Raw genomic sequence first — 21,591 nt, 5'->3', positions numbered from 1 at the left:
TTTTAGCCTTTGAGCGTAAATACGCTGACCAGATGCGTAAGATGATGGCCTTTCCGGCTCAGCTCCTGGGCTGTCTCTTCTGAGGTGGAGACCAGTTCGGTGTTCTGATGCGTCGCCTGGCCGATTTGCGTCATGGCGATATTCACCTGACCGATGCCGGCGGACTGCTCTTTCGAGGCGATATTGATTTCGCTCATCAGCACCTTCACCTGCCCGATACGGCCAACAATATCCTCCATTGCCTGGCGGGTCTGTTCAGACAGGGCGTGACCCTGAACCACCTTACTCAGCGAGTTCTCGATCAGGCCATCAATTTCTTTGGCGGCCTGTGCACTGCGCTGGGCAAGAGCACGAACTTCTGCGGCTACTACGGCAAAGCCTTTACCGTGCTCGCCTGCTCGTGCCGCTTCCACGGCGGCGTTCAACGCCAGGATGTTAGTCTGGAAGGCAATGGACTCAATGACATGCGTGATATCAGCAATGCTTTGCGAGGCACTTTTAATATCGGTCATCGTCACTACAGAGCGGGAAACGGTTGCCCCTCCATTCTGTACGGCAGAGGCCGCCTCATCCACCAGCGTCAGGGCCTGCGAGACATTCGCGGCATTCTGCGCAACCGTAGCGCTCAGCTGTTCCATACTGGCTGAGGTCTCTTCCACGCTGCTGGCCTGGCGGGAAATCTGCTCGCTGATATTCTCGCTGCTGATGGCGATGGCATCCGTGCCGTTGCTGATCTCCTGCGCCGCTTCACGCACCTGGGAGACAATACGTTCCAGCCCATCGCCAATGCCGTTGATAGCCGTAATCAACTGACCTACTTCATCATAACGTCGGGTGCTTAGCGTAGCCTGCAGATTACCGGCTGAATAATGTTGCGCCAGTTCGATCACTTCCTGCAGTGGCTTGCTCAGCCATTTGCGGGTGGCGAAAACAAACCCCAGCGCGAAGATCAGCACCAGCGCGGCGCCAATCAACAGGAACATATTACGTGTTTGTTTGATCGGTGCCAGCAGGCTGGCTTTGTTGACTTCGCCCAGGATGACCCAGTTCCACTCTGGCAACTGATGCCAGGTCATAATTTGCGTTTCTCCCTCTTCACCCTGAGCTTCCACCGTTCCCGCTTCGCTGCTCATTAACTGCTGCTGCAGGGCGTCTGACCAGCGAGGCTTTTTGCCTTCTGCCGTGTTGTGGAACACGAAGTTACCGTGGTTTTTGCCTGCCGCTTTATCCAGCACGACAAAGTGACCGGTCTCCCCCAGTTTCTTATCCAGTACTTTCTGGCGGATTTCAGCATACTGTTTGCTGATGTCCACACCGACAAACAGAATGGCAATCACCTTGCCACTGTCATCTTTAACAGGCTGGTATTGGGTGATGTAGCGCTTGCCGAACAGCATACTCACACCCTGATAAATTTCGCCCTTCTGCACTGGCTTCCAGGCCGGGCTGATGTGATCAAGACGGGTACCGATAGCCCGTTCGCCATTCTCTTTGCGTAACGAGGTGGAGACACGCACAAAGTCATCGCCCAGCCGCACGAAGATGGTAGAAATGGCGCCGGTGCGCTGCTGAAAATCATCAACCAGCACCTGGTCCAGATTGAGGGTTTTCAGCCCGGCCCGTAAGGTGGGAGTCTGTTCAGCTCCTACGGTAATTTGCTGAGTCTCATCCAGCGTAAAACGCTTGGGTAAGAAACTCTGGAAAAGGGCGGTGTAGTTAGCCACCTCTTCACTTAATGTACTGTTAAACATGGCGGCCATATCGCCTATGCCACTGACCTGGTTATCCATATTTTCCTGAGTCAGGGTTTCGAGTTGTCTGGCAGCATTCTGGGTGAGCGCCAGCGTAAGAATGATGAACAGCACAGCGACACTAAATGAGGTGATCACTGAGAGCTTTACGCCAAGGCTCCAGCGTCGGAAAGCGATGAGATTCATGGTTTGCCTGTTAGAAGTTTAGGGGGCTTGAAACGGTTAACGGCAACATTCGTGAAACATTTAACATTTAATTTTGTAAGCAGGCTAAGGATTTTGCGAATAAACTCAAATACAAAGATTTTAAAATATTTTTTTAGATCCGTACCCAGGGTGTAAGGGAGGCTTAATGATTGAAATCGCCACAGAAATGTTCGCCGGTATTGAATGCCTGCACGCCACGCCTGCGGGCAAACGTCATACGCCTTTGCCCACGATTCTTTTCTGGCATGGTTTCACCTCATCAAAAGAGGTATATGCCTATTTTGCTGTAGAACTGGCGCAGGCTGGTTTTCGTGTGGTATTGCCCGATGCAGATATGCATGGTTCACGTTATAACGGTGACGCTGAGCTACGGTTCACCCGGTTCTGGGACATTCTGAAAGGAAATATTGACGAAGTGGAGCCCCTGGAAGCTGCACTCCGGCACCTCACCGAAGAGGGGCGGTTTGCCGTGGCGGGGGCATCAATGGGTGGCATGACGGCTCTGGGAGCGATGGCCCGCTACAGTCACATTGCCAGCGTGGCCTGCATGATGGGCTCGGGCTATTTTATGTCGCTCTCGCAGACGTTGTTCCCGCCGCTGGTGGCTACAACCCCGGAGCAGAAAAAAGAACTGGCTGAAAGAGTGGCCCACCTTGCTGAATATGATGTCAGTCACCAGCTGGAAAAAATGGCCGATCGGCCTTTGCTAATCTGGCATGGTGAAGCGGATGAGGTGGTCCCTGCTGCAGAAAGCAGCAGGCTGGAGAAGGCGATGCGTGAAGCGAAGCTCGATGCCAGGTTGACGTACATTACCGAAAAAGGCATCGGGCATCGCATCACTCCGCCAGCGTTGTCAGCAATAGCGGCATTTTTCAAACATCATCTATAAGTTCCGGGGGCATCCTGACGCCGTCACTGCTATAACTGTTTAGACAGTTGTCCTGCAACGGTTGAGGGATTGTCCTGCGAGGTTTTGTCTAACGGAGACGCAATCCGGTTTATATAGACGTAACTGTTCGCCGCTTCGCTGGTGTAGCTTTTCACCTGCTGCGCGCAGCCAGTTGTGCTGGCAAAGGCGGATGTGGAAAGGAAGAGACCTAGTAAGGTGGCGATTGCGATGGATTTCATAACTCATCTCCACAATCTGGTAGTTCAGTCTGACGCGAACGCCAGGGTCTTGTCATAAGCAACAGATATAGTTTAGTCCACCCTGGGCTAAAAGGTATTAGTAATTCTTGCTATTTCACATCTGCTTTTTTGACCACTTTTGAGAGTAAGTCAATGATATTGCTGATTCATGATGAACTCCCCCCAAAACTGACAAATAATTTACACCCGGCCACGACTTTACCTTGAGTTTGTCCGGTCCCGCCAGTATGATTACGCGTCAATTTTTTCGACCGCACAAACATACACGTTCCTTGCTTCCATGGGCCGCGGTTGACCCTGACAGGAGGCTGAATAATCCGTAAGGAGCAAATTCGATGCGTCATTACGAAATCGTATTTATGGTTCACCCTGACCAAAGCGAACAGGTTCCGGGCATGATCGAGCGTTACACTGGTGCTATCACTGGTGCAGAAGGCACGATCCACCGTCTGGAAGACTGGGGCCGTCGTCAGCTGGCTTACCCGATCAACAAACTGCACAAAGCACACTACGTTCTGCTGAACGTGGAAGCTCCGCAGGAAGCGATCGATGAGCTGGAAACTAACTTCCGCTTCAACGACGCCGTTATCCGCAGCATGGTTATGCGCGTTAAGCACGCGGTAACTGAAGCATCTCCGATGGTTAAAGCGAAAGACGAGCGCCGTGAGCGTCGTGAAGATTTTGCTAACGAAACCTCTGATGATGCAGATGCTGGGGATTCTGAAGAGTAATTTACCGTGACGGCTAATCGGCTGACGCTGTCTGGCACTGTGTGCAAGACGCCGATGCGTAAAGTCAGCCCGTCAGGTATTCCACACTGCCAGTTCGTGCTTGAGCATCGTTCAGAGCAGGTGGAAGCCGGTTTTACCCGGCAAGCCTGGTGTCGAATGCCGGTGATTATCAGCGGCAAAACCCATCAGGCCATTACTCAAAGTATAACGGTCGGCACGCTTCTTACCGTTTCAGGTTTCATTAGCAGCCATCAAGGGCGCAATGGACTGAATAAGACGGTGTTGCATGCCGAGCAGATTGAATTGATAGATTCTGGAGACTAGCCTAATGGCACGTTATTTCCGTCGTCGCAAGTTCTGCCGTTTCACCGCGGAAGGCGTTGTTGAGATCGATTACAAAGACATCGCAACGTTGAAAAACTACATTACCGAAAGCGGTAAAATTGTCCCGAGCCGTATTACCGGTACTCGTGCCAAATACCAGCGTCAGCTGGCTCGCTGCATCAAGCGCGCTCGCTACTTGTCCCTGCTGCCATACACTGATCGTCATCAGTAATCGGCCGCTGTCTATTAACGACTTTAAGAGGATAAGGTAATGCAAGTTATTCTGCTTGATAAAGTAGCAAACCTGGGCAGCCTGGGTGATCAGGTTAACGTTAAAGCGGGCTACGCTCGTAACTTCCTGGTTCCACAGGGCAAAGCTGTTCCTGCTACCAAGAAAAACGTTGAGTTCTTCGAAGGCCGTCGTGCAGAACTGGAAGCCAAACTGGCTGACGTTCTGTCTGCAGCTAATGCACGCGCTGAGAAAATCAACGCACTGGGCACCGTTACTATCGCGTCTAAAGCAGGCGACGAAGGTAAACTGTTCGGTTCCATCGGTACCCGCGACATCGCTGATGCAGTTACTGCAGCTGGCGTTGAAGTGGCTAAGAGCGAAGTTCGTATGCCGAACGGCGTTCTGCGCACCACCGGTGAGCATGAAGTGGACTTCCAGGTTCACAGCGAAGTCTTCGCTAAACTGACTGTAAACGTGGTTAACGAAGCTTAATCGCTGACTTTACCGCATAAAAACGCCGGCCTTGTGCCGGCGTTTTTGTTTCCGCTTTCCAGCATCCCGGCGCTTTTACTGCCTGATTAAGCGTTTACGATCGATCAACGTTTTCGTAGTGGCATCATAGTAGCGGCTTGGCCATATTTCAGCAGGATGGATGTTAAGCGCCTCTGCAATCAACCATTCTCCTTTCGGCCAGGGGCGAAACATGGCGTTTGCCAGCGTCGATGAACTTAATCCTGCCTTACGCGACAGCCCGGCAAGGCTGGTACCCCTCTTACGTAAACCCGCAATAATATCGGCGTTGTGCCAGTCTTTTTTACTGCTTACCATGCGTGTCTCCTCCATGTACACAGGTTTCCAAATGGGGCTAAACCCTGCCTTCCGGGTGTCAGTCAGAGAGTGACACCGGCTATGCAATCAAGACCGGGAAAAAAGTAGACCCCGTGTTTTATAGCAATAACTGGCTATAAATTTCTTATTATTTCTCAATAATGGCAGGATTTTGTGTGATGGTACGCAAAAGCCAAACGGCGATATCAGCCCTGACATTTTGTCGGACAGCGGGGAGGAAACTCAGCAGGGAGGGAGGAATAAATGGGAAGGAAGCTGGATAAAGCGCGGTCTCCCGCGCTCAGAGCATCAAAATTCGCGTTGAACTGACATATGGGCAAGCGCTTCAAGCGCGCTTCGCCAGGGGGACTCTGGTAAGGCTTTCAGCGCGGCGATAGCTTTATCAGCTTCGTTTTCCGCAGCCTGACGGGTCCATTCCAGGGAACCACACTGGTTCATGGTTTCCAGAACGGATTCCAGTAAATGACGACCATTTCCCTGCTCAATCGCTTCACGGATCATCTGTGACTGCTCAGGATTACCATTGCGCATCGCATGCAGCAAAGGCAGAGTCGGTTTTCCTTCGCTAAGATCATCCCCGACGTTTTTACCCAGAGTCTGGCCATCAGCGCTGTAATCCAGTAAATCATCGATTAGCTGGAAAGCCGTGCCGATATAGCGTCCATAGTCCTGTAACGCTTTCTCCTGCTCTTCAGAAGCTGAAGCCAGGATGGCTGAGGATTGGGCAGCAGCTTCAAACAGACGGGCTGTCTTGCTGTAAATCACCCGCATGTAACTCTCTTCGGTGATATCAGGGTCATTGCAGTTCATTAACTGCAGCACCTCGCCCTCAGCAATGACGTTTACCGCTTCCGACATCAGAGCCAGCACCCGGAGAGATCCCAGGCTGGTCATCATCTGGAAAGCACGCGTGTAGATGAAGTCGCCAACCAGTACGCTGGCCGCGTTGCCAAAGGCGGCGTTGGCTGTGGCTTTGCCCCGTCGCATATCTGATTCATCCACCACATCATCATGCAAAAGCGTGGCGGTGTGGATAAATTCAATCAATGCTGCCACGGTAACGTGTTGTTTTCCCGAGTAGTTTACGGCGCGTGCCGCCAGGACAGCGATCATCGGGCGGATGCGTTTACCGCCTCCGCTGATGATGTAGTATCCCAACTGATTGATGAGGGAAACCTCAGAATTCAGCTGTTCGAGTATGGTTGCATTGACGTCCGCCATATCCTGCGCGGTGAGTTCGTTTATCTGTTCTAAGTTCATCAGTCTGTTCAGCTATTGCTCAGTATGCTGCTATGATAAGCGTCTTTACCCGTGCCTGCGGCATGTAATGTATAACAGATTGTACTGGAAAATCGTCGCAACGAAACAATTGCCTGTGCTTTGCGTTTTTTTTCTGCAATACCCCGCATCAGGCACTTGTCATTACTCCGGAACTTGCGTAGAATTCGCGCCCTATTGTGAATATTTATAGCGCAGCCTGAAACCAAGACGGCAAGCGCGAGAGCGGAGTTTTATATGTACGCGGTTTTCCAAAGTGGTGGTAAACAACACCGAGTAAGCGAAGGTCAGACCGTTCGCCTGGAAAAGCTGGACATCGCAACCGGCGAAACGATTGAATTCGACCAGGTTCTGATGATTGCCAACGGTGAAGACGTAACAATTGGCGCGCCTTTAGTTTCAGGTGGCCTGATCAAAGCTGAGATCGTTGCACACGGTCGTGGCGACAAAATCAAGATTGTTAAATTCCGTCGTCGTAAGCATTATCGTAAGCAGCAGGGTCACCGTCAGTGGTTCACTGATGTGAAGATCACTGGCATCAGCGCCTAAGAGGAGAACTGACTAATGGCACACAAGAAAGCTGGCGGCTCCACTCGAAATGGTCGCGACTCCAATGCAAAACGCCTCGGCGTTAAGCGTTTCGGCGGCGAAGAAGTTCTGGCAGGTAGCATCATCGTTCGTCAGCGTGGCACCAAATTCCACGCGGGCACCAACGTAGGCTGCGGCCGTGACCACACTCTGTTTGCAACTGCAAACGGCAAGGTCCAGTTCGAAGTGAAAGGCCCGAACAACCGTAAATACATCAGCATCGTTGCTGAGTAAGGTTTTCGTGCCTGAAAGCGGTACCTGATACCGCTTTCTGCAGCGAATCAAAAAGCCCCGCTATGATTGCGGGGCTTTTTACATTCTGCATTTAACCCCGGCCACAGGCCTGTGGGTTCACAGCAAACCCCATTTTTGCTGTACACTTTATATTCAGCTGCACGATGTCTTTAGGCGGATTCCTGTAAGGGACTACGACGCAAAGGCAGGTTTGCGGCGCCAGACACCCTGTTTCCGTCATCGGGCACAAGACGGATCACACCCGGACAAGCGTTATCCTGCCAGTACCGGGCGAATGATTTACGGAGAAGTAACATGAAGTTTGTTGATGAAGCGACGATCCTCGTTGCTGCGGGCGATGGCGGCAATGGCTGCGTCAGTTTCCGTCGTGAAAAATATATCCCCCGTGGCGGGCCAGATGGCGGCGATGGTGGAGACGGTGCTGATGTTTACATGCAGGCTGACGAAAACCTCAACACGCTGATCGACTACCATTTTGCAAAATCTTTCCGTGCTGAACGTGGTCAGAATGGCCAGAGCCGTGACTGTACCGGCAAGCGCGGCAAAGATATCGTCATCAAAGTGCCTGTAGGTACGCGTATTATCGACCAGGGCACCGGTGAGACCTTGGGCGACATGATGACGCATGGCCAGATTCAGATGGTGGCCAAAGGCGGCTGGCATGGCCTGGGCAATGCCCGTTTTAAATCATCCATCAACCGTTCGCCGCGTCAGAAGACGATGGGAACGCCGGGCGAGAAGCGCGATCTGCAGCTTGAGCTGATGCTGCTGGCCGATGTCGGTATGCTGGGTCTGCCTAACGCCGGTAAATCCACTTTCATCCGTGCTGTTTCGGCTGCAAAACCTAAAGTGGCTGATTATCCCTTTACTACCCTGGTGCCGAGCCTGGGCGTAGTGCGTATGGATAATGAAAAAAGCTTTGTAGTGGCAGACATTCCCGGTTTGATCGAAGGCGCTTCTGACGGTGCTGGTCTGGGCATTCGCTTCCTGAAGCATCTGGAGCGTTGCCGTGTGCTTCTGCATACCATCGATCTGGCACCGATTGACGAATCCGATCCGGTTGAGAATGCGCGCGTTATTCTTGCCGAGCTGGAAAAATACAGCGAGAAGTTGTTCAGCAAGCCACGCTGGCTGGTCTTCAACAAAGTGGACCTGTTGGATCAGGAAGAAGCTGAATCACGCGCTAAAGCCATTGTTGAAGCGCTGGGCTGGACAGATAAATATTATCTGATCTCTGCAGCTAACCGTGCTGGCGTGAAAGACCTCTGCTGGGATGTAATGTCCTTCATTATCGCTAATCCAAAAGAAGCGGAAGAAGAGCAGAAGCAGCCTGAAAAAGTCGAGTTCATGTGGGACGACTATCACCGTCAGCAGCTGGAAGAGGCCGAAGCCGAGTCTGCTGTTGAAGTGGAAGATGACGACTGGGATGACGACTGGGATGAAGAAGACGACGAAGGCGTCGAGATTATCTACAAGCGTTAAACCAGAAGGGGACACTGTATGTGTCCCTTTTTTTGCCTGCCACAAAACCTGCCGTAATTAGCGCTTTCAAGTAATAAAGATAATCATTATCATTTGAATAATGCCCGACCGCTGTTTCCTGCTGTCGGTACCCTGTCGATGAGCCCTGATAATGATGAAACCTGCTTCTGCCCTGCGATACATGTTACTTTCCAGCCTGTTCTGCTGCGCCTTTAACTCCCATGCCGTTACCACTGAAGGGTGGCCGCGCAAGTTGCCCAGCCCCAAAGGTGAAGTTGTGCTGCAGCAGCAACCTCAGCGTATTGTTTCAACGAGTGTTACGCTGACGGGCTCGTTACTGGCCATTGATGCGCCAGTGATTGCCAGCGGCGTGACTCAACCAGGGCAACGTCTTGCCGATGAGCTGGGTTTCTTTCGTCAGTGGAGTGAGGTTGCCAGAACCAAAGGCGTTAAGCCGCTCCCCGTGGGGGAAGCCAGCCTTGAATCCATTGCTGGCCAAAACCCCGATTTGATTGTGGTCAGCGCAACGGGCAAAGACTCAGCGCTGGCTTTATACGATCGTCTTTCGCTGATAGCGCCCACGCTGGTCGTTAATTACGATCGACAAAGCTGGCAGCAGATAGAGCTGCTTCTGGGCCGGGCCACTGGTCATGAAGCCGGGGCTGAGAAATCAGTACGGTCTTTTCAGCGTCAGGTTGAGAAAGTCAGAGGAACTCTGGCTTTGCCGCCGCAGCCTGTGACGGCGCTGGTTTACAATCCGCACAGTCGTATTGCCAATCTCTGGACCCGCGATTCTGCTCAGGGACAACTGCTGAAATCGCTGGGTTTCACCCTTGCTCAGGTTCCCGTTGTGGTGGCTGATGCCCGTAAGCGGCTACAACGGCGGGATATCATCCCGCTCAGCGGAGAGAATCTGGTCACCGGAATTACAGGGCAGTCGGTGTTGATGTTTGCTACTGACGAGTCAGGGAAAGCGGCATTTTTGTCAGAGCCTTTACTGGCAGCTTCCCACGCGGTTCAGCATCAGCAGGTTTACACGCTGGGCAATGACAGTTTCCGTCTTGATTTCTACAGTGCGACGCATCTTGTGACGCGGATTGAACAGTTATTTACCCTTCACTGAATCAGACCAGAGCCATTTCAACCCGTCGGTGATCCCGCCGCGCCAGCACAGGGCATCGTGCCCACCATCGATTTCACGGTAACGGACGGTTTGTCCGGCTTTGATCAGTAAGGGATACAGTTGCCGGTTTGCTTGCAGAATGATTTTTTCATGCAGGCCGGCGTCGATCCCAATGCGTAAGGAGGGGTTTCCGGCCAGGCCTTGCTCAATTTGCTGGATCAAAATGCCCGGAGGCTGGTCTGGTTCAGAATACCGGTGCGGCCACCAGAAAGATCCAGACTGACTGAGTACGCAGCCAAATCGCTGCGGCCAGTTTACCCCTGCATAGAGCGCTGCCAGGCCACCAAAGCTCTGCCCAATCACCACTGTCTTTGCTGCTTCCTGTGAAAAAGCCAGCTCCTGCTGAAGCTGGGGCAGGAGTTCTTGCTGGATAGCCTCCCAGAATGCGGGGTAGCAGGGAAGTTCTTGTGACCGTAATTTATTACTGACTGAATCAATAAACAGATAAACGGCTTCAGGGATCTCTTCTCTCAGGGTCATCGCCCAAAGAGGGGCGGACAGCGGCTGGATTTTGGCCCAGAACATGCCATCCAGCAGGATAATCAGCGGACGCTGCGCGGGATTTTTATTGCCTGTGCAGAGAATCGCAACGTCTCTGCTGTTGCCAAGGACATCACTTTTCCAGCGACAGTACCTGAGTTGTTCCGATGGGCTCTCTTCAGGCAGGGTGCTCTGCTGCCACTCTGGCTGGGCAGGAGCGGCTGGCATATGCAAGGGAGAGACCCAGTGGCCGCGCGCGCTTTTCCAGCTACCCTGCGGATTAAACACATCGCGCTGAGTCAGCAAGAATTTATGCTTCCACCAGTTGCGAAGGGCATTCATCGTCAGGGGCTGCTCAGGGGTTTCTGTAGCGCTGTCGGGCATCAGAGAGTAGCTGCCTCGCCAGCATTCGCTGAGCGACAAATTGATTTGCCAGACATCAGTGCCCGTCACTCGTTCTAAAGAGGGGGGCAGAATGCCGCGGTGATGGTCAGTAATGCCGGTGATATTCAGCCAGACTTTGCGGGTGGAAGAATGCTTTTCATCTCCTTCGGGATCGCGCCAGAGGAAGGTCACTCCGGCACAGCCATTTTTCGTCTCTGCCACTACGGGGGTTCCCTGCTGAGCAATCCCCTGCCACCAGGCTGCGGAACCCATGGGGTGAATGGGTATTGTCATATATTTTTTCCTGTTACGGCGTGAACTTCTTGCTCAATATGAGAATGATTTAAATATCGTATTGATAAGTATTATCGTTTGCAATAGTCTGTTTCCGCGTATTAACACTTTCACCCCCTTCGGCTGGCGAAGGCGGGTCTTTTCGCAGGGAAATAGCTTCGATGTTCAAATTATCACGCCTCTCGCTGGTAGCGCTGGCTGGATGTGGGTGGGTGTCACTGGTACAGGCAGAGAATGGTGGCACTAACGAAGGTACGCTGATGGTCACCGCCGCAGAGCAGACGCTTCAGGCGCCTGGGGTCTCTACCATCACGGCTGATGAAATCAAAAAACACCCTCCCGCACGCGACCTTTCCGAAATTATTCGCACCATGCCGGGCGTTAACCTGACCGGCAACTCTACCAGCGGGCAGCGCGGAAATAACCGGCAGATTGACATCCGGGGGATGGGACCAGAAAACACGCTGATCCTGATTGATGGTATGCCGGTTTCCAGCCGAAATTCCGTACGGTTAGGGTGGCGCGGGGAACGCGATACGCGAGGCGATACCAACTGGGTTCCCCCTGAAATGGTTGATCATATCGAGGTAATCCGGGGCCCGGCGGCGGCAAGATATGGCAATGGCGCTGCGGGGGGAGTGGTAAATATCATTACTAAACAGACGCAAAATACATGGCACGGTTCATGGAATACTTATCTGAATCTGCCAGAGCACAAGGCTGAAGGATCCACAAAACGCAGTAACTTCTCTCTGACCGGTCCGCTGGCAGAAGATTTCAGTTTTACGCTTTATGGCAACCTCAGCAAAACTCAGGCTGATGCCCAGTTTATCAACAAAGGCCATCAGTCACTGCGTACCGGCACCTATGCGGATACGGTGCCTGCGGGCAGAGAAGGGGTAGAGAACAAAGATATTCACGGCAAACTGCGCTGGGTATTTGCGCCAGGGCAGGCACTGGAATTCAGCGCAGGCTACAGCCGTCAGGGAAACCTTTACGCTGGTGATACTCAGAATACCAATACCAGCGCGCTGGTTCAGGACAATTACGGCAACGAAACCAACCGGCTTTACCGTCAGGATTTTGCGGTGAACTGGACAGGCGTCTGGGATAATGGCGTCAGCACGCGAAGCTACGCGCAGTATGAAAACACCCGTAATTCGAGAATGAATGAAGGGTTAGCCGGGGGAACCGAGGGGATATTCTCCGACAGTGGATTCTCTACCATCCAGCTTGATGACGTTCTGTTGCACAGCGAAGTCAGCGTACCTTTTGAATGGCTGGTCAATCAGACGGCAACCCTGGGTACAGAATGGAACCAGCAGCATATGAAGGATGGCGCCTCTAATACTCAGGCCTTGTCCGGAGGAGGCATTGAAGGGATCGACAGCGCCAACCGCAGTCCGTACTCATCAGCAGAAATCTTTTCGCTTTTTGCAGAAGATAATATGGAGCTGACTGACAGTACCATGTTGGTGCCGGGCCTGCGTTTTGATCACCACAGCATTGTAGGAAATAACTGGAGCCCTTCTCTTAACCTTTCGCAGTCGCTCAACGATGACTTCACGCTAAAACTGGGTATCGCCCGCGCTTATAAGGCCCCCAGTCTGTACCAGACTAACCCAAATTATGTGCTTTACAGCCGTGGCCAGGGATGTGCGGACAGCTCAGGGGCCTGTTATCTGATGGGCAACGAGGATCTTAAAGCGGAAACCAGTATCAACAAGGAAGTGGGGATTGAGTATAAACATGAAGCCTGGCAAGCCGGTCTGACCTGGTTCCGTAACGATTACCGCAATAAAATCGAAGCGGGATATCTGCCCAGCGGCGTGTCCACTACCGGCAGCGCTGATATTTATCAGTGGGAGAATGTGCCAAAGGCGGTGGTGGAAGGGCTGGAAGGGACAGTGAATTTCCCGGTCAGCGAGTCCGTGACCTGGAATAATAACCTGACCTATATGCTTAAGAGTAAAAACAAAACTACCGGCGATCGCCTCTCCGTCATCCCCGAGTATACGCTGAATTCGACTCTTGCCTGGCAGGCTACAGAAGCGCTGTCCCTGCAAACCACCTTAACCTGGTATGGCCGACAAACGCCGAAGAAGTACAACTACAAGGGAGAGCCGGTGAGCGGTACGGAGAAATCCACCGTCAGCCCTTACTCCATCGTCGGCCTGAGCGGCACCTACGATATCAATAAGTACGCCAGCATCACGCTGGGACTTGATAATCTGTTGGATAAAAGGCATTACCGGGAAGGCAATGCGCAGACTACCGGCAATGCCAACACCGGTTCCTATATGTATGGCGCAGGAGCCAATACTTATAACGAATCTGGCAGAACCTGGTATATGAGCCTTAACACGCATTTCTGAGTATGCAGAACGGTGGGGAAGGATCCCCACCCTTAGCCATTCAGATTCTGCGGCAGCAGGCAGGTGGCATTCAGCCCACTGCGATCGCTGCGATTGATTAAACGCAGTTCACCATGATGAAGTTGTGCGATTCGCTGCACGATATTCAGCCCTAAGCCACTGCCGCCATAACGTTGATCCATCCGCCTGAATGCCTTCGTCAGATCTCCGGCGGTTGCAGGATCGATACCTGGCCCCTCATCCCGCACGGTCAGACTGCTTCCGGCATTTTCACGTTGCGCGATCAGGCAAATTTCACTTCCCTCCGGGCTGTATCTGGAGGCATTTTCCAGCAAATTACGCAGCATCAGGCGGAGCAAAACGGCATCCCCCTGCATTTCCTGAGCGAAGTCGCCAGATACGACCAGCGTTTGCTGACGCAGGGAGAGCATCTCCAGCATTTCACTCTCCAGCGGCCTGAAAATGGTTTCCCAACTGATGATTTGATAATGCCCGCTCGCCAGTGCCTGCCCGGCACGTGAAAGCATCAACAGCTGTTCAATCACATGCATCAGCTGGTCAATGCGCTGCACCAGCATAGGCCCCTGAGAGACCCCCTGTTGTTCAAGCAGCTCCAGATGCAGCCGCAGGCCGGCAAGAGGCGTACGCAATTCATGTGCAGCATCAGCCGTGAAAAGCCGTTCCTGCTGAAGGGTGTGGTCAAGCCGTCCCAGAAGCTGATTCAGTGCGCGCGTGACGGCAGCGATTTCGTCCATGTCTGAAAAGTGAGGCAGGGGGGTAAGGTTATCGGCGGAACGTTCAGAAAGGCTGTCCTGCAGGGATTTTAAAGGGCGGATAATCCAGCTGATAGCCCAGAAGGAGAGCAGTAAGGTAAAGCAAACCATTACTACGGAGGGCAGCAGCAGTGAGGCAATGGCTTCGCGGATTTCGCCCTCAACCCGTTCATTACGGGCATGGGCTGAGAGGGTCTCATTGACCAGAAAGCCAATCTGTTCCTGGCTTTCATGCCACAGCCAGGCCGCACTCATCATCTGGCAGCTTAGCAGGATCAACGCCAGCATAATTAACAAACGCCGACGCATACTGTTCAAGTACGTTCCTCCAGCCGGTAACCCACTCCGCGAACGGTTATGATGCGATCCTTGCCTAATTTCCTGCGCAGGTTGTGGATATGCACTTCCAGCGTGTTGGAGCCATTATCATCCTGCCAGCTGTAAAGATCTTGCTGTAACGTTTCGCGGTGTACCGTCTGGTCAATTCGCATCAAAAGCCGGGTAAGTAAGGCAAACTCTTTGGGCGTTATCTCGACGGAAAGACCGTTGAGATAAACCTGCTGTGAAGAAAGATTGAGCGAGAGATCCCCCTGCTGGAGCAGGTTATCGCTGTGTCCCTGATAGCGGCGGATCAACGCCCTGACTCTGGCCTTAAGCTCAGCAAGAGCAAAAGGCTTCACCAGATAGTCATCCGCTCCTGCATCCAGCCCTTCAACCCGGTCTTCAAGAGCATCCCGGGCGGTCAGAATCAATACCGGCAGATCGATATTCTCCTTACGCCATTGTCGCAGCAGCAGCCCGCCATCGCGATCGGGCAAGCCTAAATCGAGAATAATCAGGCTGTACTGGCTACTCTGGAGCAGGGCACAGGCCTCTGCTCCTTTGGTGGCGGCATCAACAGCGTAACCGTCGCTGGTTAATGCCTGTACCAGGCCACCCAGCAGCAGAGCGTCATCTTCAACAATCAGCAGTTTCATTAGCGTCAGTTGTTTTGATAAACATCTTTGTAAAGCCGGCTCTCAAAGCGTACCAGGGGGATACGGCGCTGACGCTGATCTTCCGGCGGAACGGCATAGCCCGAGAGGAACTGGACGAATGCCACACGTTGCCCGCTCGCTGTGGTCATAAAGCCTGCAAGGTTATACACACCCTGCAATGAACCCGTTTTAGCGGAAACTTTACCATCCACGCCTGCTTCATGCAGACCACCGCGATAGCGCAAGGTTCCGTCGTAGCCTGCCAGCGGTAACATGGAGATGAAATTCAGCTGTTGGTCATTTTGGGCAATGTACTGCAATACCTGCATCATAGTAGCGGGTGAGATCAAATCGTGCCTTGAGAGACCTGAACCATCGACCTGAATACTGTTGCCCAGGTCGACATTCGCTTTCTGACGCAATATCTGACGGACAGCATCAGATCCCGCCCGCCAGGTGCCCGGCACGCCAAACCGCTCATGGCCGATGGTGCGAAACACGGTATCGGCAATCATGTTGTCCGATTTCTTCAACATAATCTTCAGCAGGTCATGCAGCGGAGCAGACTGGGTTTGCGCCAGCACATTGCTGGCAGGCGGAGTAGCCCGGGCCTGACGAAGCAGATGGCCGGAATAATCGATATCCGCCGCCTGAAGTTCAGACTTCAGCAAGGCTCCTGCATAGCTTGCGCCATCCTGAATCGCAAAGGCCAGCGGCAGGGGCTCTGCTCGTTGCGTCATACACCCTGTCAGAGTGAAACGATTAAGTTCGCCCGGTACCACATCCAGTTCGCAATACTGCGCATCCGGCGAGCCCTTAGCCAGCGTTCGAACCTGGCTGAACATGTTCACTGGATAATAGGACGCCACGCGAATAAACGCATTGTCACCCGCATTGGGAGCACTGTAGAGCGAAACTGAGAAACAGTTACGATCGACAATAGCCGCGGCTGGCGGGGCGCTGAAGCACTGGGTCATATCATTCCAGGGCCAGCCCGGCGCTTTGTCATGGCTGGCGAACACGGAGGTATCAATCACCAGATTGCCCTCAATATGCTTTACGCCCTGTTTTTTCAGGGCAGTCACCATATTGCGCAAATCCTGACGCGTAAAGGTAGGGTCGCCGCCAAAACGCGCCACTAAATCACCCTTTAATGTGCCATCACTGATCGAGCCTTTGCTTTCAAATTGAGTATGGAAACGGTATTCCGGGCCCAACTGCAGCAAAGCCGCCAGTGCGGTTATCACCTTCATGGTACTGGCCGGTAGCGCCATCTGCTTACTGTGGTAATCAATCGAGGGTGTGGTCGCACCTATTTTTTGTACAACCAGCGCCAGGTTTGCGCCATCAGGTAAATACTGGGTGTAGTCTTCAACCGAAGCAGCATGGGCATTCAGCATAAATGCACAGGCTAAACCGGTAACAATTCGTGAAAATCGCATAATCTCGCGTTTACTGACAGGTGATGCTGACATACTACGGTGCATCGTTGTGGAAAGTAAACGATGACCCATAAGGAACTCTGGGTTAAAATACGTATCAAAATGCAAAACCGCCAGGCCCTGGGTCGCCCTCCGGGTCTGGTTTGTTTCGTTTTAAATTCAGTGGTCAGCGCCGCAGAACGCTTTTTCTGCATTAACCTGTCAGGATGACGAAATGTTGCACAGGACAGAGTTTACGAGGTATTGAGATGAATCAGATTCCGATGACGTTAAGGGGCGCGGACAAGCTGCGCGAAGAGCTCGATGAGCTGAAAACCATTAAACGCCCCAGAATTATTGCCTCAATTGCAGATGCACGCGAGCATGGTGATTTAAAAGAAAACGCGGAGTATCACGCAGCGCGTGAAGAGCAAGGTTTCTGTGAAGGTCGTATTCAGGAAATCGAGGCTAAGCTGTCCAATGCTCAGGTTATTGATGTGACTAAAATGAACGCGAATGGTCGGGTGATCTTCGGTTCAACCGTCAGCGTATTGAATATTGATACTGACGAAGAGTCGACTTATCGCATCGTTGGCGATGATGAGGCTGATTTTAAGCAAAATCTGATTTCTGTGAACTCGCCAATGGCGCGAGGCCTTATTGGCAAAGAAGTTGATGATGTGACCATCGTAAAAACGCCGGGCGGCGATGTAGAGTATGAAATTCTGAAGATAGAATATCTCTGATTTCTGCTACGCTGAGCTTCACAGGCGTATTGTAAAGAAAGGAAAAAGGCCGCTATGCGGCCTTTTATCAACATCAGGGGCGTGTCACCTTCTGCACACTAAGTTTCAGAACTGTTACTGATTCTTAGCGCGGGAGAGCGATCTTACGTTCCTTCGTTGGACGGTACAGTACCAGCATCTTGCCGATAACCTGCACGTTTGCTGCTTTGGTTTCGCGCACGATAGCCTCAACAACAAGTGCTTTCGTTTCACGGTCTTCCGTGGCGATTTTCACTTTGATGAGCTCGTGGTGCTCCAGTGCCTGTTCGATCTCGGCCAGCACCCCTTCGGTCAAACCATTGTTGCCCAGCATAACCACGGGCTTCAGCGGGTGGGCCAGTCCTTTCAGGTGCTGTTTTTGTTTGGTACTCAGATTCATCGTATTTTTTACTTACATTGGGATTGAAAACGGGTCATTCTACCGCCATCTCTGGTGTATCACCAAATCGGCATTGCTGATTTGCGCGGTTTTTTATCGCATACGTCGAATCATAGTTGGAAATTGTATGACTGGTAAAAAGCGTTCGGCCAGTTCCAGCCGCTGGCTACAGGAACACTTTAGCGATAAATATGTGCTTCAGGCACAGAAAAAAGGGCTGCGCTCGCGCGCCTGGTTTAAACTTGATGAAATACAGCAAGGCGACAAACTGTTCAAACCGGGGATGACCGTTGTCGATCTTGGCGCTGCACCCGGTGGCTGGTCTCAATATGTGGTAACGCAGATTGGATCAAAAGGTCACGTTATTGCTCTCGATCTTCTGCCGATGGATCCTATCGTTGGTGTCGATTTCCTTCAGGGCGATTTTCGTGATGAACTGGTTTTGAAAGCCCTGCTGGAACGGGTGGGTGACAACAAAGTTCAGGTTGTCATGTCCGATATGGCACCCAACATGACTGGAACACCCGCGGTAGATATTCCCCGGTCGATGTATTTAGTTGAGCTTGCGCTGGAAATGTGTCGAGATGTACTGGCACCTGGCGGCAGTTTTTTAGTGAAAGTGTTTCAGGGAGATGGTTTTGAAGAATACCTCCGGGAAATTCGCTCCCTGTTTACGAAAGTAAAAATTCGTAAGCCGGACGCTTCGCGCTCTCGTTCGCGTGAAGTGTACATTGTAGCGACAGGGCGCAAACTATAGTACCCTACGCTGTCTGTTAACACAGTTGTAATAAGAGGTTAATCCCCTTGAGTGACATGGCGAAAAACCTGATTCTCTGGTTAGTCATCGCAGTCGTGCTGATGTCTGTATTCCAGAGCTTTGGGCCCAGCGAGTCGAATGGCCGTAGGGTTGACTACTCAACCTTCCTGTCAGAAGTGAACCAGGATCAGGTCCGCGAGGCACGTATTAACGGGCGTGAAATCAACGTTGTCAAAAAAGACAGTAACAAATACACAACCTACATCCCCGTCAACGATCCTAAGTTGCTCGATAACCTGTTGACTAAAAATGTAAAAGTGGTTGGCGAGCCGCCTGAAGAACCGAGCCTGCTGGCATCGATCTTCATCTCATGGTTCCCAATGCTGTTGCTTATCGGTGTCTGGATCTTCTTCATGCGCCAGATGCAGGGCGGGGGTGGCAAAGGCGCGATGTCCTTTGGTAAAAGCAAAGCCCGCATGCTGACGGAAGATCAGATCAAAACTACCTTCGGTGATGTTGCTGGTTGCGACGAAGCGAAAGAAGAAGTTGGCGAGCTGGTGGAATACCTGCGTGAGCCAAGCCGCTTCCAGAAACTGGGCGGTAAGATTCCGAAAGGCGTTCTGATGGTCGGCCCTCCGGGTACCGGTAAAACGCTGCTGGCGAAAGCTATCGCTGGTGAAGCCAAAGTGCCTTTCTTCACTATCTCCGGTTCTGACTTTGTAGAAATGTTTGTCGGTGTGGGTGCATCCCGCGTCCGTGACATGTTCGAACAAGCCAAGAAAGCCGCGCCATGTATCATCTTTATCGATGAGATCGATGCCGTAGGCCGTCAGCGTGGTGCTGGTTTAGGTGGTGGTCACGATGAACGTGAGCAGACGCTGAACCAGATGCTGGTTGAGATGGATGGTTTTGAAGGTAATGAAGGCATCATCGTTATTGCCGCAACTAACCGTCCTGATGTTCTTGACCCTGCGCTGCTGCGTCCGGGCCGCTTTGACCGTCAGGTGGTAGTAGGCTTGCCAGACGTTCGTGGTCGTGAGCAGATTCTGAAAGTACACATGCGTCGTGTGCCGCTGGCTACCGATATTGATGCATCAGTAATTGCTCGTGGTACACCTGGTTTCTCCGGTGCTGACCTGGCAAACCTGGTGAACGAAGCGGCTCTGTTTGCTGCTCGTGGTAACAAGCGCGTTGTGTCGATGGTTGAGTTTGAGAAAGCGAAAGACAAAATCATGATGGGTGCGGAACGCCGCTCCATGGTGATGACGGAATCGCAGAAAGAGTCGACTGCCTATCACGAAGCGGGCCATGCAATTATTGGTCGTCTGGTGCCAGAACACGATCCGGTTCACAAGGTGACCATTATTCCTCGTGGCCGTGCGCTGGGTGTGACTTTCTTCCTGCCTGAAGGCGATGCAATCAGCGCAAGCCGTCAGAAACTGGAAAGCCAGATCTCCACGCTTTATGGCGGTCGTCTGGCTGAAGAGATCATCTACGGTGTGGAGCGTGTTTCTACTGGTGCCTCTAACGACATCAAGGTAGCAACCTCTATTGCACGTAACATGGTCACGCAGTGGGGCTTCTCAGAGAAACTTGGCCCGCTTCTGTATGCTGATGAAGACGGTGAGGTATTCCTCGGCCGTTCAGTTGCTAAAGCGAAGCACATGTCTGATGAAACCGCACGTATCATCGACCAGGAAGTGAAATCACTGGTTGAAGGTAACTACCAGCGTGCCCGCCGTATTCTGAATGAAAATATGGACATTCTTCACGCGATGAAAGATGCGCTGATGAAGTATGAAACCATCGATGCTCCGCAAATCGATGACCTGATGGCACGCCGTGAAGTGCGTCCGCCAGCGGGTTGGGAAGATCCGGGTAGCACGAATAATTCTGACAGTAACGGCACGCCTAAGGCGCCGCGTCCGGTCGATGAACCGCGTACGCCGAACCCTGGCAACACCATGTCAGAGCAGCTGGGCGACAAATAATCTCTTTGTTGAACTGAGCTCTCTTCAAACCCCGGCTAAGTCCGGGGTTTTTTATATCTACGAACCGGTCAGACTGACCAGTAAAACCTCGTCTGGAGACGCATTTTTATGAAGCTTTACGCCAGAGATACCGTGCTCGATTTATCTCATCCTCATGTAATGGGGATCCTGAATATGACGCCGGACTCCTTTTCTGATGGCGGTAAGCATAACGACCTGGTTCAGGCGCTGACGCATGCCAATGAAATGATCAATGCTGGCGCCACCATTATCGATATCGGTGGCGAATCAACCCGGCCCGGTGCCGATGATGTCAGCGTGGAGCAGGAACTGGACAGAGTCATTCCGGTGATAGAAGCCATCGGCCAGCGATTTGAAGTCTGGATATCGGTGGATACGTCTAAAGCGGAAGTGATTCGCGAAGCGGCAAGGGCGGGGGCGCATATCATTAACGATATCCGCTCCCTGCAGGAGCCTGGCGCACTGGCGGCGGCGGCGGAAAGCGGTTTGCCCGTTTGTCTTATGCATATGCAGGGCGAGCCGAAAACCATGCAGCAGGCCCCCAGGTACACAAAGCTGCTGCAGGATGTTGAGACCTTTTTTGTCGAAAATATTGCCCGGTGTGAAGCGGCTGGGATCAAAAAAGAGCAGTTGATACTCGACCCGGGATTCGGTTTCGGTAAGAATCTCTCCCACAATTATCAGCTGCTGGCTCATCTGGCCGATTTTCACCAGTTTGGCCTGCCGCTACTGGTCGGTATGTCGCGAAAAAGTATGATTGGCCAGTTACTGAATGTCGGCCCGTCGCAACGATTGACTGGCAGTCTGGCCTGCGCGGTGATTGCCGCTATGCAGGGCGCGCAGATCCTGCGTGTCCATGATGTTAAAGAAACCGTCGAAGCGATGCGCGTCGTCGAAGCAACACTGTCAGCGAAGGAAGAATAAC

General features: G+C 52.4%; 23 protein-coding genes. 14 read left to right on the top strand and 9 right to left on the bottom strand.

Annotation, left to right across the window (positions count from 1 at the left end; translation table 11 throughout):
• Positions 1-2: 2 nt before the first annotated feature.
• Positions 3-1,937 (bottom strand): Cache 3/Cache 2 fusion domain-containing protein, encoded by a 1,935-nt coding sequence (locus VRC33_RS19920; RefSeq protein WP_338558709.1) that lies wholly within the window; start codon positions 1,935-1,937, stop codon positions 3-5.
• Between the two features lie 166 nt (positions 1,938-2,103).
• Between VRC33_RS19920 and yjfP the strand changes: the two genes are divergently transcribed.
• Complete coding sequence (gene yjfP, locus VRC33_RS19915) at positions 2,104-2,847, top strand: esterase (RefSeq protein WP_338558706.1); 744 nt, start codon at positions 2,104-2,106, stop codon at positions 2,845-2,847.
• A 29-nt stretch (positions 2,848-2,876) separates the two neighbouring features.
• Here the strand turns inward: yjfP and VRC33_RS19910 are convergent, their stop codons facing one another.
• Complete coding sequence (locus VRC33_RS19910; protein ID WP_338558702.1) at positions 2,877-3,086, bottom strand: hypothetical protein; 210 nt, start codon at positions 3,084-3,086, stop codon at positions 2,877-2,879.
• A gap of 356 nt (positions 3,087-3,442) precedes the next feature.
• Between VRC33_RS19910 and rpsF the strand changes: the two genes are divergently transcribed.
• The 4 genes from rpsF to rplI are packed head-to-tail and all read left to right on the top strand — an operon-like array spanning position 3,443 to position 4,886.
• Positions 3,443-3,838 (top strand): 30S ribosomal protein S6, encoded by a 396-nt coding sequence (gene rpsF, locus VRC33_RS19905; protein ID WP_067704133.1) that lies wholly within the window; start codon positions 3,443-3,445, stop codon positions 3,836-3,838.
• Positions 3,839-3,844: 6 nt separating this feature from the next.
• Positions 3,845-4,162, top strand: a complete 318-nt coding sequence (gene priB / locus VRC33_RS19900; RefSeq protein WP_338558695.1) for a primosomal replication protein N — start codon at positions 3,845-3,847, stop codon at positions 4,160-4,162.
• Between the two features lie 4 nt (positions 4,163-4,166).
• Positions 4,167-4,394, top strand: coding sequence for a 30S ribosomal protein S18 (gene rpsR / locus VRC33_RS19895; protein WP_002210155.1), 228 nt, complete (start codon positions 4,167-4,169; stop codon positions 4,392-4,394).
• Positions 4,395-4,433: 39 nt separating this feature from the next.
• Positions 4,434-4,886 (top strand): 50S ribosomal protein L9, encoded by a 453-nt coding sequence (gene rplI, locus VRC33_RS19890; protein ID WP_338558692.1) that lies wholly within the window; start codon positions 4,434-4,436, stop codon positions 4,884-4,886.
• 75 nt (positions 4,887-4,961) lie between these two features.
• Here the strand turns inward: rplI and VRC33_RS19885 are convergent, their stop codons facing one another.
• Complete coding sequence (locus tag VRC33_RS19885) at positions 4,962-5,222, bottom strand: helix-turn-helix transcriptional regulator (RefSeq protein WP_338558689.1); 261 nt, start codon at positions 5,220-5,222, stop codon at positions 4,962-4,964.
• Between the two features lie 309 nt (positions 5,223-5,531).
• Positions 5,532-6,503 carry an octaprenyl diphosphate synthase gene (ispB, locus tag VRC33_RS19880; RefSeq protein WP_338558686.1) on the bottom strand — a complete coding sequence of 324 codons (972 nt, stop codon included), beginning with the start codon at positions 6,501-6,503 and terminating at the stop codon, positions 5,532-5,534.
• Between the two features lie 255 nt (positions 6,504-6,758).
• Between ispB and rplU the strand changes: the two genes are divergently transcribed.
• The 4 genes from rplU to fepB all read left to right on the top strand — a co-directional run bounded on the left by rplU (position 6,759) and on the right by fepB (position 9,969).
• Complete coding sequence (gene rplU, locus VRC33_RS19875; protein WP_338558684.1) at positions 6,759-7,070, top strand: 50S ribosomal protein L21; 312 nt, start codon at positions 6,759-6,761, stop codon at positions 7,068-7,070.
• A gap of 15 nt (positions 7,071-7,085) precedes the next feature.
• Positions 7,086-7,343 carry a 50S ribosomal protein L27 gene (gene rpmA / locus VRC33_RS19870; RefSeq protein ID WP_338558681.1) on the top strand — a complete coding sequence of 86 codons (258 nt, stop codon included), beginning with the start codon at positions 7,086-7,088 and terminating at the stop codon, positions 7,341-7,343.
• 315 nt (positions 7,344-7,658) lie between these two features.
• Positions 7,659-8,846, top strand: coding sequence for an Obg family GTPase CgtA (gene cgtA / locus VRC33_RS19865; protein WP_338558678.1), 1,188 nt, complete (start codon positions 7,659-7,661; stop codon positions 8,844-8,846).
• A 151-nt stretch (positions 8,847-8,997) separates the two neighbouring features.
• On the top strand, positions 8,998-9,969 hold the full coding sequence (fepB, locus tag VRC33_RS19860; RefSeq protein WP_338558675.1) for a Fe2+-enterobactin ABC transporter substrate-binding protein: 972 nt from the start codon (positions 8,998-9,000) through the stop codon (positions 9,967-9,969).
• Here fepB and fes read toward each other — a convergent pair.
• A complete protein-coding gene (gene fes / locus VRC33_RS19855; RefSeq protein ID WP_338567433.1) occupies positions 9,952-11,187 on the bottom strand; it encodes an enterochelin esterase in 1,236 nt (411 codons plus the stop codon). The genes fepB and fes overlap by 18 nt on opposite strands.
• A 161-nt stretch (positions 11,188-11,348) precedes the next feature.
• Between fes and VRC33_RS19850 the strand changes: the two genes are divergently transcribed.
• On the top strand, positions 11,349-13,562 hold the full coding sequence (locus tag VRC33_RS19850; protein WP_338558667.1) for a TonB-dependent siderophore receptor: 2,214 nt from the start codon (positions 11,349-11,351) through the stop codon (positions 13,560-13,562).
• Between the two features lie 32 nt (positions 13,563-13,594).
• Here VRC33_RS19850 and pmrB read toward each other — a convergent pair whose 3' ends face one another.
• From pmrB to dacB, 3 genes are read right to left on the bottom strand one after another with little or no spacing between them, the layout of a single operon-like run.
• Positions 13,595-14,653 (bottom strand): two-component system sensor histidine kinase PmrB, encoded by a 1,059-nt coding sequence (gene pmrB / locus VRC33_RS19845; RefSeq protein WP_338567432.1) that lies wholly within the window; start codon positions 14,651-14,653, stop codon positions 13,595-13,597.
• Complete coding sequence (pmrA, locus tag VRC33_RS19840) at positions 14,650-15,312, bottom strand: two-component system response regulator PmrA (RefSeq protein ID WP_338558664.1); 663 nt, start codon at positions 15,310-15,312, stop codon at positions 14,650-14,652. Before pmrA ends, pmrB begins: the two co-directional genes overlap by 4 nt.
• A gap of 5 nt (positions 15,313-15,317) precedes the next feature.
• Positions 15,318-16,754 (bottom strand): serine-type D-Ala-D-Ala carboxypeptidase, encoded by a 1,437-nt coding sequence (dacB, locus tag VRC33_RS19835; RefSeq protein ID WP_338564373.1) that lies wholly within the window; start codon positions 16,752-16,754, stop codon positions 15,318-15,320.
• A gap of 248 nt (positions 16,755-17,002) precedes the next feature.
• On the opposite strand from dacB, the gene greA reads away from it, so the two are divergent.
• Positions 17,003-17,479, top strand: coding sequence for a transcription elongation factor GreA (gene greA, locus VRC33_RS19830; RefSeq protein WP_338558661.1), 477 nt, complete (start codon positions 17,003-17,005; stop codon positions 17,477-17,479).
• A gap of 124 nt (positions 17,480-17,603) precedes the next feature.
• On the opposite strand, the gene yhbY is transcribed toward greA, so the two are convergent.
• Positions 17,604-17,897, bottom strand: coding sequence for a ribosome assembly RNA-binding protein YhbY (gene yhbY / locus VRC33_RS19825; RefSeq protein WP_338558659.1), 294 nt, complete (start codon positions 17,895-17,897; stop codon positions 17,604-17,606).
• A 127-nt stretch (positions 17,898-18,024) separates the two neighbouring features.
• On the opposite strand from yhbY, the gene rlmE reads away from it, so the two are divergent.
• From rlmE to folP, 3 genes are all read left to right on the top strand, one after another.
• On the top strand, positions 18,025-18,654 hold the full coding sequence (rlmE, locus tag VRC33_RS19820; protein ID WP_338558657.1) for a 23S rRNA (uridine(2552)-2'-O)-methyltransferase RlmE: 630 nt from the start codon (positions 18,025-18,027) through the stop codon (positions 18,652-18,654).
• A 56-nt stretch (positions 18,655-18,710) separates the two neighbouring features.
• Positions 18,711-20,645: an ATP-dependent zinc metalloprotease FtsH gene (gene ftsH / locus VRC33_RS19815; protein WP_338558655.1), complete on the top strand. Its 1,935-nt coding sequence runs from the start codon at positions 18,711-18,713 to the stop codon at positions 20,643-20,645.
• A 108-nt stretch (positions 20,646-20,753) separates the two neighbouring features.
• Positions 20,754-21,590: a dihydropteroate synthase gene (gene folP / locus VRC33_RS19810; RefSeq protein WP_338558652.1), complete on the top strand. Its 837-nt coding sequence runs from the start codon at positions 20,754-20,756 to the stop codon at positions 21,588-21,590.
• Position 21,591 lies beyond the last annotated feature (1 nt).

The sequence above is a fragment of the Erwinia sp. E_sp_B01_1 genome (assembly GCF_036865545.1).
Lineage (GTDB): Bacteria > Pseudomonadota > Gammaproteobacteria > Enterobacterales > Enterobacteriaceae > Erwinia.
This window is presented reverse-complemented; position numbering and strand designations above follow the sequence as displayed.

Excerpts from the sequence above, each read along its gene's own strand:
- VRC33_RS19920 (WP_338558709.1), bottom strand. The coding sequence starts at position 1,937 with ATGAATCTCATCGCTTTCCGACGCTGGAGCCTTGGCGTAAAGCTCTCA.
- yjfP (WP_338558706.1), top strand. The coding sequence starts at position 2,104 with ATGATTGAAATCGCCACAGAAATGTTCGCCGGTATTGAATGCCTGCAC.
- VRC33_RS19910 (WP_338558702.1), bottom strand. The coding sequence starts at position 3,086 with ATGAAATCCATCGCAATCGCCACCTTACTAGGTCTCTTCCTTTCCACA.
- rpsF (WP_067704133.1), top strand. The coding sequence starts at position 3,443 with ATGCGTCATTACGAAATCGTATTTATGGTTCACCCTGACCAAAGCGAA.
- rpsR (WP_002210155.1), top strand. The coding sequence starts at position 4,167 with ATGGCACGTTATTTCCGTCGTCGCAAGTTCTGCCGTTTCACCGCGGAA.
- rplI (WP_338558692.1), top strand. The coding sequence starts at position 4,434 with ATGCAAGTTATTCTGCTTGATAAAGTAGCAAACCTGGGCAGCCTGGGT.
- VRC33_RS19885 (WP_338558689.1), bottom strand. The coding sequence starts at position 5,222 with ATGGTAAGCAGTAAAAAAGACTGGCACAACGCCGATATTATTGCGGGT.
- ispB (WP_338558686.1), bottom strand. The coding sequence starts at position 6,503 with ATGAACTTAGAACAGATAAACGAACTCACCGCGCAGGATATGGCGGAC.
- rplU (WP_338558684.1), top strand. The coding sequence starts at position 6,759 with ATGTACGCGGTTTTCCAAAGTGGTGGTAAACAACACCGAGTAAGCGAA.
- rpmA (WP_338558681.1), top strand. The coding sequence starts at position 7,086 with ATGGCACACAAGAAAGCTGGCGGCTCCACTCGAAATGGTCGCGACTCC.
- cgtA (WP_338558678.1), top strand. The coding sequence starts at position 7,659 with ATGAAGTTTGTTGATGAAGCGACGATCCTCGTTGCTGCGGGCGATGGC.
- fepB (WP_338558675.1), top strand. The coding sequence starts at position 8,998 with ATGATGAAACCTGCTTCTGCCCTGCGATACATGTTACTTTCCAGCCTG.
- fes (WP_338567433.1), bottom strand. The coding sequence starts at position 11,187 with ATGACAATACCCATTCACCCCATGGGTTCCGCAGCCTGGTGGCAGGGG.
- VRC33_RS19850 (WP_338558667.1), top strand. The coding sequence starts at position 11,349 with ATGTTCAAATTATCACGCCTCTCGCTGGTAGCGCTGGCTGGATGTGGG.
- pmrA (WP_338558664.1), bottom strand. The coding sequence starts at position 15,312 with ATGAAACTGCTGATTGTTGAAGATGACGCTCTGCTGCTGGGTGGCCTG.
- dacB (WP_338564373.1), bottom strand. The coding sequence starts at position 16,754 with ATGCGATTTTCACGAATTGTTACCGGTTTAGCCTGTGCATTTATGCTG.
- greA (WP_338558661.1), top strand. The coding sequence starts at position 17,003 with ATGAATCAGATTCCGATGACGTTAAGGGGCGCGGACAAGCTGCGCGAA.
- yhbY (WP_338558659.1), bottom strand. The coding sequence starts at position 17,897 with ATGAATCTGAGTACCAAACAAAAACAGCACCTGAAAGGACTGGCCCAC.
- rlmE (WP_338558657.1), top strand. The coding sequence starts at position 18,025 with ATGACTGGTAAAAAGCGTTCGGCCAGTTCCAGCCGCTGGCTACAGGAA.
- ftsH (WP_338558655.1), top strand. The coding sequence starts at position 18,711 with ATGGCGAAAAACCTGATTCTCTGGTTAGTCATCGCAGTCGTGCTGATG.
- folP (WP_338558652.1), top strand. The coding sequence starts at position 20,754 with ATGAAGCTTTACGCCAGAGATACCGTGCTCGATTTATCTCATCCTCAT.